The following is a 7,512-nucleotide window of genomic DNA, read 5'->3' as shown; positions in this document are numbered from 1 at the left end:
CGCGGTCACCGCGCCCGTCCGCGACGGCCGCCGTGTCCACGGCGAGGCCGAGCGCCTCCAGCGGCGACAGGTCGACCAGGCCGGGCGCGTGCTCGCCGATGCCGCCGGTGAGCACCACCGCGTCGACCCCGCCCGCCGAGGCGATCATCGCGCCGAGCTCGCGCCGGAGCCGGTGGTTCCACACGTCGAGCGCGAGCCGGGCCTGCTGGTCACCCGCGGCGGCTGCCGCAGCGATGTCCCGCGTGTCGCCCGACGTGCCGCTCAGCCCGGCGAGCCCGCCACCGCGCTCGATGCCGGCCGCGAGCCGGTCGACGGTGAGGCCGCCCTCCTGCAGCAGCCAGAGCATCAGCCCCGGGTCCACCGTGCCGCTGCGGGTGCGCATCACGAGCCCCTCCGACGGGGTGAAGCCCATCGTCGTGTCGACCGACCGGCCGGCCCGGACCGCGCACAGCGAGGACCCCGACCCCAGGTGGCAGGTGACGAGCCGGAGCTCGTCCGCCGGGCGGCCGAGCAGCTGCGCGGCGCGGCGGGCGGCGTACGCGTGGGAGAGGCCGTGGAAGCCGTAGCGCTGCAGCCCCCACTGCTCGCGCCACTGCGCCGGCAGCGCGTAGGTCCGCGCCGCCTCCGGCAGGGTGGCGTGAAACGCGGTGTCGAAGCAGGCGTAGGTCGGCGTCTGCGGCAGCGCGCGCCGCACGGCCGCGACCCCGGCCAGCGACCGCGGCTGGTGGAGCGGGGCCAGCGCGGTGAGCTCGGTCAGCCGCTGCTCCTCGCGGTCGTCGAGCAGCGCGGCGTCCGTGCGCGCCCCGCCGTGGACGAACCGGTGCGCCACCGCGGCCGGGGCGGTGCCGAGGTCGGCGAGGAACTTCTCGATGCCCCCCGTGTCGCGCGCCCCCTCCCAGCGCTCGAGCGTCGACTCGGCGGCCAGGTCGTCCCGCTCGTCGAGCAGGGAGAGCTTGAGGCTGCTCGAGCCGGCGTTGACGACGAGCAGCGGTGCGAGATCGTTCACGGTCCAAGTGTGCGCAGACGGACGGCCCGCGCGCACCGTGGCGAAGGTCCCCCGCCGCGCGGGCGGGTCAGGGCAGCAGCCCGGCCCGCCTGGCCGCGTCGACCGCGGCCGCGCTCGTGCGCACGCCCAGCTTGCGGCGCGCGGCCACGAGGTGCTGGGCGACGGTGTTGGGCGCCAGCCCGAGCCGCGCGGCGGCCCCGGTGCCGGTCGAGCCGGCGGCGAGCAGGGAGAGGATCTCGAGCTCGCGGCCGGTCAGGCGCACCGCCCCGTTGGTGCCGGTGCGAGCCGCTCCCTGCAGACGGGTCAGCTCGTCGGCGGACAGCACCGACACCCGGCCCCCGCCCGGGCTCTCGATCGTGAGGGTCAGCCGACCGGCGGCGACCTCGTCGAGCAACGCGCCCCAGCTCTCCGGCGGCAGGGCGGGGGTCCCCGGCTCCCCGTCCGCCGCCGGGTCGCGCGTACCGGGCTCAGCCATCAACGGGGCTCCATCCAGGCCGGGGAACTGCGGTTGGCGGCGTTCTCGAGAATCGCCGGGGAGACCGTAGCAACTCGCGGTGCCCGCTGCGATCATCTAAGCAGACCCTGCTAGTGCGATCGCACCGGCATTGCGACACGCGTGAGCCCCCCGGCGCACGAATGTGCCGGGGGGCTTCACACAAATGTCGGGCAAAGCGCCCGGCAGTTGCCGTCAAACGTCAGGCGAGGACTACCGAGATCCGGCCCTTGCCGTAGCCCGCGACATCGACACCGAGGTCCAGCCGGCGCCCGAACGCGCGCAGGATGGCCGAGATGTCGTTCGGCGGGGTCTCCGCGAAGCCGTACGTCGCGTACAGCTTCACATGCGGCTGCCCCTCTGCATTGAACAGAGAAGCGAGAACGTTCAGCACCTCGTCGAGGTTCTCCTTGATGGAAGTCGGGAGTTCCTTGTCCTCGATGCACGCCTCTGCCCCGCCGACCGGGACGAGCCCGATCGCCGCCCCCGCGAAGGCGGAGAGGTTGAGGTCGGTCACGATGACCGCCGCCGTGCCGAGCGAGTCGTCGACGTAGACCGCGATCGTCACGGGGTCGGTCGGGGACGGGACGACCGGCTCGCCGGGCGACAGGGTGATGTCACGGAAGAGCAGGCCGCCGAGCGCGTCCCGCACGTCCTTCTCGTTCGGCAGCAGGCTGATGGCCATGTCCGAGGTCTCCTTGTTCTGAAGTGCCTGCGTGGGAAGTGGCGCCCGAGGCTCTCGCGCCGGTCGCGGACTAGTCGAGGACCGGCTCGAGGGCCTCGCGGAAGGCCTCGGGCGTGAAGGGCTTGGCGATGAGGAAGAGCGCTCCCGAGTTGGCCGCGCGCTCGCGCATCTCCGGCGACCCCTCCGAGGTGACGAAGCCGAAGTTGACCGTCGAGCCGCTGGCGCGCAGTCGGTCGAGCAGCTCGATGCCGGTCATGTTCGGCATGTTCCAGTCGCTGAGCACCAGGTCCGGCTCCTCGCTCTGGACCTTGCTGAACGCGTCGGCCCCGTCCACGGCCTCGACCAGGTCGTGCCCGGAGAAGCCGGCCTGCCGGAGCGTACGGGTGACGATCTGCCGCATGACCTTGCTGTCGTCGGCGATCAGGATCTTCATGAGGAGGCTCCTTCCGTGGAGGTCGAGGACCAGACGGTGATCTCGACGTGCTCGCCCAGCCACTCCAGCGCGGCCTGGGCAACGATCTCGGCGCCGCGGCTGGCGACGTGCGCCGTCCCGTGCGCGACGACGGGCAGGGACAGAGAGCTCGGGCCGGGCAGCACGCTCTTGACGTTCCCGCCCACGATGTTCACAAGCTCACCGACGGCGTCGTCGACGTCGCCGGGCTCGAGGTCGGCGGCGTCGAGCTGCAGAAGCGCGCTTCCGACGTCCTGAGCGGTCTTCGCACTGAGCGAGACGACGACGACGCCGTCCCACTCACCCGCGATGGAGACGCTGGCCGTGACCTGCGCGGGCTTGCCCACGCCGGGGACCGACGGCGTCGGCTCGGAGCCGAGGTACGACGTCCAGAGGTCTCCCGCGATGGCGAGCAGGTCGTCGACGGCGAGGGTCGCGGTCATGCGCTCACCTCCGCGGACACGAGGCCGAGGAGCGCCAGCTTGTCGGCGATGGCGTCGGCCGTGAACGGCTTGATGACGTACTCGTGGGCACCCGCCGCGAGCGCGCGCACGATGTTCCCGTGCTCGCTCTCGGTGGTGACCATCATCAGTGTGATGTTGCGGTACTCGTCGCGCTTGCCCACCTCCTTGATGAAGGTGAGCCCGTCCATGACCGGCATGTTCCAGTCGACAAGGCAAAGGACGGGCGTGTCGCCCTCCGCGTGGAGGGCGTCGAGCGAGTCGAGCGCCTCCTGGCCGTTGCCGGCCTCCGAGACGGTGAAACCCTGCCCGACGAGAATGCGGCCAAGGATAGTCCGCATGGCCCGCGAGTCGTCGATGACGAGAGCGCGCATGTCAGGCTCCTTTACTTCCGATAGAGGTTGCCGGTCGATGTACGGGTGCTCCGGCGACGAGGACGCGCTCCCACGAGTCGTCCACGCCGAGTGTGGTCTCAGCCCCCCCGAGCAGGAGGCATCCGTTCGGCCGAAGCGTTCCGGCGACCCTCCGGAGAATGGAGCGCTTGGTCGCCGTGTCGAAGTAGATGAGGACGTTGCGCAGCAGCACGATGTCGAATTGCGGCATGACGGGGAACGGCGCCGCGAGGTTGAGCCGCTGGAACTTGATGTTCGCCTTCAGCTCCGGCGAGACCTCCCATTCGGTGCCCTTCCGGGTGAAGTGCTTCACCAGGAGCGGCGCGGGAAGGCCGCGGTTGACCTCGAGCTGGGAATAGCGCCCGGCCCGGGCCTTGGTCAGCATCTCCTCGGAGATGTCTGTGCCGAGGATCTCGAACCGCCAGCCGGCGGCCCGCACCTTGTCCTGGATGCTCATGGCGACCGTGTAGGCCTCCTGGCCGCTCGAGGACGCCGCCGACCAGATGCGCAGCACGCGGTCGGGCCGCCCGCTGCGCAGGATCTCCGGCACGATGTGCTCGGCGACCGCCCGGAAGGGCGCCCCGTCGCGGAACCACGAGGTCTCGTTGGTCGTGAGGGCGTCGACGATCTTCGCCTGCTCCCGCGGGTCCCGCGAGACCCGCAGGCCGTCGACGTACACGCTCACGCTCGGCTTACCCGCGGCGCGAGCGAGCGGGGTCAGGCGCGCCTCGACGAGGTACTCCTTGCCGGGCTCGAGGACGATGGCGGCCTCGCGGTAGACGAGCTCGCGGACCCAGTCGAACGCTGTGGTGGCCAGCGTGGTCATGCTCGTGTCCCCCTGGTCAATGCGGCCTCCGTGGCGCCGGCCGACCGGGGACGCCCGGCCAGCCCGATCGAGTCGACGATTGCGCCCGGGACCGCGTCGAGCGGCAGGACCGCGTCGGCAAGCCCCGCCGTGGTGACGGCTCCGGGCATCCCCCAGACGACGGACGTCGACTGGTCCTGGGCGAGAACCCGCGCCCCGCGGGTCTTGAGCACCTGCGCCCCGAGCTTGCCGTCGCTACCCATGCCCGTCAGGACGACGGCGAGGACGCTGCCGCCGAAGACGGTGGCGACGCTGCGGAAGAGGACGTCCACCGCGGGCCGGCAGAAGTTCTCCGGCGGCGCCGTCGTCAGGTTTGCGTAGAGCCCGGTCCCGCGGCGCACGACCTCCAGGTGGCGGTCACCGGGCGCGATGAGCACCCGGCCCGGGACGAGCTGGTCGTCCTGGGCCGCCTCGCGGACGTCGAGCGCGCTCGACCGGCTCAGCCGCTCGGCGAGCAGCCGGGTGAAGATCGGCGGCATGTGCTGGACGACCGCGACCGGCACCGGCAGGGAGGCCGGCAGGCCCCCGAGCACGCGGGCCAGGGCCTCGGGGCCGCCCGTGGACGACCCGATCACCAGGATGTCCGGGCGCTTCGCGGCGGGCGTGAGCCGCGCGGTCGGGGCGCCGGGCGCGGGCCGGCCCGCGGTGCCGGGGCGGCGGGCCGAGGCGGCCATCGCACCCGCGGGGCCGGTGGCGGCGGCGGCCGCGCCGTAGCGCCGGCCGGGCTGCGCGGCGGCCGGCATCCCGCCCGGCAGCGCCGCGCCGCCACAGAGCGAGCGCAGCTTGGGGACGAGCTGCTCGCGCACGCTGCGCACCGACTGTGTGAGCGCGGTCGTGTTGGACGGCTTGGTCACGTAGTCGCTGGCGCCGAGCGAGAGCGCCTCGATGGTCGCCGACGCGCCCCGCTCGGTCAGCGTGCTGAACATGATCACCGGAGTGCGGGGGTGGGTCTTCCGCAGCTCCTTGAGCGTGCCGAGCCCGTCGAGCTCCGGCATCTCGATGTCCAGGGTCACCGCGTCGGGCGAGAGCTCGGTGAGCTTCTCCAGGGCGATGCGCCCGTTCTGCGCCGTGCCGACCACGCTGATGCCGGGCTCGGCGTCCAGGACCTGGGCGACGATGCGCCGGACGACCGCGGAGTCGTCCACGACGAGAACTCGGATGTCACCCACGAGCCACCCCGTCCTACTCGGATAGATCCGGGTGGTTGGCCCGGACCCGCACCTCATCGGCGTCCTCCGTCAGCCCTTTAGGTGAACGCCTCCCCTGCGTAGTTGCCCGGTCGCCGCTCGTGCACTCCTTGACTCTTTCCGCGCGTAGTGGGAGGAACGGCGGATGACCCTCCGCAAAGCGGCTCTAGTCGCCCTTCTCGCCCCCGTCCTCCCGCTCGGCCTGCTCGCTGCGCCGGCCGGAGCCGCTCGGCCCGTGGAGCCCCCGCGCGCCCCCGTCGCCACCGGCTACGGCGGCGCGGTCTCGTCGGTGGACCCCTACGCGACGCGGATCGGCGTCGACGTGCTGAGGGCCGGCGGCAACGCGGTCGACGCCGCCGTCGCCACCGCTGCCGCGCTCGGCGTGACCGAGCCGTACTCCGCGGGCATCGGCGGTGGCGGCTTCTTCGTCTACTACGACGCGCGGACCAAGCGCGTGCTCACGATCGACGGCCGGGAGACCGCGCCGCTCGCGATGGGCCCGAACGCGTTCGTCGAGAACGGCACCGCCATCCCGTTCGCGGACGCGGTCAGCAGCGGGCTCTCGGTCGGCGTCCCGGGCACGCCCGCGACGTGGGAGGAGGCGCTGCGGCGCTGGGGGACGCTCGACCTGCGGCGCGCGCTCGCCCCGGCCGAGCGGCTCGCCGAGCGCGGCTTCGTCGTGGACGAGACGTTCCGTCAGCAGACGGCGGACAACGCCGCGCGCTTCCGCGACTTCACCTCCACCCGCGAGCTCTTCCTCCCCGGCGGCCAGCCGCCGGCCGTGGGCAGCGTGTTCGTCAACGAGGACCTCGCCGAGACGTACGACCAGCTCGGCCGGCGCGGGACGGACATCTTCTACCGCGGGGCGATCGGGCGCGAGCTCGTCGCCACCGCCCAGCAGCCGCCGGTGGCCCCCGGGGTGACGCGCAACGTACGCCGCGGCCTGATCACGATGGACGACCTGCGCGACTACGACGCCCCGCTGCGGCGCCCCACCCAGGTGAGCTACCGCGGGCTGGACGTCTACAGCATGGCGCCGCCCTCGAGCGGCGGCTCCACGGTGGGCGAGGCGCTCAACATCCTCGAGCGCTTCCCGCTGTCCACCGTCAGCGAGACGCAGTACCAGCACCTGTTCGCCGAGGCCAGCGCGCTCTCCTTCGCCGACCGCAACCGCTACGTCGGCGACGCGGAGTACGTCGACGTTCCCCTGCGCCAGCTGCTCTCGGACGGCTTCGCCGGCGAGCGGGCCTGCCGCGTCGACCCGGCCGCGGCGCTGCCGAAGCCGCTCGCCCCCGGCGTCCCCGACGGCTCGTACGCCGGGTGCGGCGCCACCTCCGCCGTCGGCGCCCCGGACACCAAGGGCATGTCGACCACGCATCTGACGACGGCCGACAAGTGGGGCAACGTCGTGTCCTACACGCTCACCATCGAGCAGACCGGCGGCAGCGGCATCGTCGTCCCCGGCCGTGGCTTCCTGCTCAACAACGAGCTGACCGACTTCAACTTCACCGACACCCAGGGCGGCAACGACCCGAACCTGCCCGCGCCGGGCAAGCGGCCGCGCAGCTCCATGGCGCCGACGATCGTCCTGCAGGACGGCAAGCCGCTGCTGGCGGTCGGCTCTCCCGGCGGCGCCACGATCATCACGACCGTGCTGGCCGTGCTGACGAACCGCCTCGACCGCGGCCAGCCGCTCGTCGACGCGATCGCCGCGCCGCGCCAGTCCCAGCGCAACACGGCGGCGATCCAGGCCGAGCCGGCCTTCCCGCGCGCCGGGCTGCAGGCGCTCGGGCACTCGTTCACCAGCACCGCGGAGATCGGTGCCGCCACCGGCGTCGAGCTCCTGCCCGACGGCCGGGTGCAGGCGGCGGCCGAGACCTCCCGGCGCGGGGGCGGCAGCGCGATGGTCGTGTCGTCCTCTCCGGTGGCCGCCCGCCGGTAGCCGGCGCCCGGCCTGCTCCGCCCGCCCGGG

9 protein-coding genes are annotated in these 7,512 nt (G+C 73.1%); 1 reads left to right on the top strand and 8 read right to left on the bottom strand.

All coding sequences use genetic code 11. The annotated features are described in order from the left end of the window. The 8 genes from G9H71_RS19925 to G9H71_RS19890 all read right to left on the bottom strand — a co-directional run. A partial coding sequence (locus tag G9H71_RS19925; protein ID WP_331273141.1) for an acetate/propionate family kinase occupies nucleotides 1-1,006 on the bottom strand: 1,006 nt, incomplete at its 3' end. A gap of 67 nt (nucleotides 1,007-1,073) precedes the next feature. Next, nucleotides 1,074-1,481 carry a helix-turn-helix domain-containing protein gene (locus G9H71_RS19920; RefSeq protein WP_231135163.1) on the bottom strand — a complete coding sequence of 136 codons (408 nt, stop codon included), beginning with the start codon at nucleotides 1,479-1,481 and terminating at the stop codon, nucleotides 1,074-1,076. Nucleotides 1,482-1,701: 220 nt separating this feature from the next. Next, nucleotides 1,702-2,184, bottom strand: coding sequence for a hypothetical protein (locus tag G9H71_RS19915; protein ID WP_166284534.1), 483 nt, complete (start codon nucleotides 2,182-2,184; stop codon nucleotides 1,702-1,704). A 70-nt stretch (nucleotides 2,185-2,254) separates the two neighbouring features. Further along, a complete protein-coding gene (locus G9H71_RS19910) occupies nucleotides 2,255-2,617 on the bottom strand; it encodes a response regulator (RefSeq protein ID WP_166284533.1) in 363 nt (120 codons plus the stop codon). Continuing rightward, nucleotides 2,614-3,078 carry a chemotaxis protein CheX gene (locus G9H71_RS19905; RefSeq protein ID WP_166284532.1) on the bottom strand — a complete coding sequence of 155 codons (465 nt, stop codon included), beginning with the start codon at nucleotides 3,076-3,078 and terminating at the stop codon, nucleotides 2,614-2,616. Before G9H71_RS19905 ends, G9H71_RS19910 begins: the two co-directional genes overlap by 4 nt. Beyond that, nucleotides 3,075-3,470, bottom strand: a complete 396-nt coding sequence (locus tag G9H71_RS19900; protein WP_166284531.1) for a response regulator — start codon at nucleotides 3,468-3,470, stop codon at nucleotides 3,075-3,077. Before G9H71_RS19900 ends, G9H71_RS19905 begins: the two co-directional genes overlap by 4 nt. A 1-nt stretch (nucleotide 3,471) precedes the next feature. Next, nucleotides 3,472-4,314, bottom strand: a complete 843-nt coding sequence (locus tag G9H71_RS19895) for a CheR family methyltransferase (protein WP_166284530.1) — start codon at nucleotides 4,312-4,314, stop codon at nucleotides 3,472-3,474. Next, nucleotides 4,311-5,522, bottom strand: a complete 1,212-nt coding sequence (locus G9H71_RS19890) for a protein-glutamate methylesterase/protein-glutamine glutaminase (protein ID WP_331273140.1) — start codon at nucleotides 5,520-5,522, stop codon at nucleotides 4,311-4,313. Before G9H71_RS19890 ends, G9H71_RS19895 begins: the two co-directional genes overlap by 4 nt. Before the next feature lie 163 nt (nucleotides 5,523-5,685). On the opposite strand from G9H71_RS19890, the gene ggt reads away from it, so the two are divergent. Continuing rightward, nucleotides 5,686-7,482 (top strand): gamma-glutamyltransferase, encoded by a 1,797-nt coding sequence (gene ggt, locus G9H71_RS19885; protein WP_166284528.1) that lies wholly within the window; start codon nucleotides 5,686-5,688, stop codon nucleotides 7,480-7,482. The last annotated feature ends 30 nt before the right edge of the window (nucleotides 7,483-7,512 follow it).

Origin of the sequence: Motilibacter deserti, from assembly GCF_011250635.1 — a bacterium.
GTDB lineage: Bacteria > Actinomycetota > Actinomycetes > Motilibacterales > Motilibacteraceae > Motilibacter_A > Motilibacter_A deserti.
The sequence above is the reverse complement of the archived record's forward strand: the minus strand, read 5'-3'. Positions and strand labels throughout refer to the sequence as shown.

What these genes read in the sequence shown, in the direction of transcription:
- G9H71_RS19920 (WP_231135163.1), bottom strand. Translation starts at nt 1,481, where the DNA reads ATGGCTGAGCCCGGTACGCGCGACCCGGCGGCGGACGGGGAGCCGGGG.
- G9H71_RS19915 (WP_166284534.1), bottom strand. Translation starts at nt 2,184, where the DNA reads ATGGCCATCAGCCTGCTGCCGAACGAGAAGGACGTGCGGGACGCGCTC.
- G9H71_RS19910 (WP_166284533.1), bottom strand. Translation starts at nt 2,617, where the DNA reads ATGAAGATCCTGATCGCCGACGACAGCAAGGTCATGCGGCAGATCGTC.
- G9H71_RS19905 (WP_166284532.1), bottom strand. Translation starts at nt 3,078, where the DNA reads ATGACCGCGACCCTCGCCGTCGACGACCTGCTCGCCATCGCGGGAGAC.
- G9H71_RS19900 (WP_166284531.1), bottom strand. Translation starts at nt 3,470, where the DNA reads ATGCGCGCTCTCGTCATCGACGACTCGCGGGCCATGCGGACTATCCTT.
- G9H71_RS19895 (WP_166284530.1), bottom strand. Translation starts at nt 4,314, where the DNA reads ATGACCACGCTGGCCACCACAGCGTTCGACTGGGTCCGCGAGCTCGTC.
- ggt (WP_166284528.1), top strand. Translation starts at nt 5,686, where the DNA reads ATGACCCTCCGCAAAGCGGCTCTAGTCGCCCTTCTCGCCCCCGTCCTC.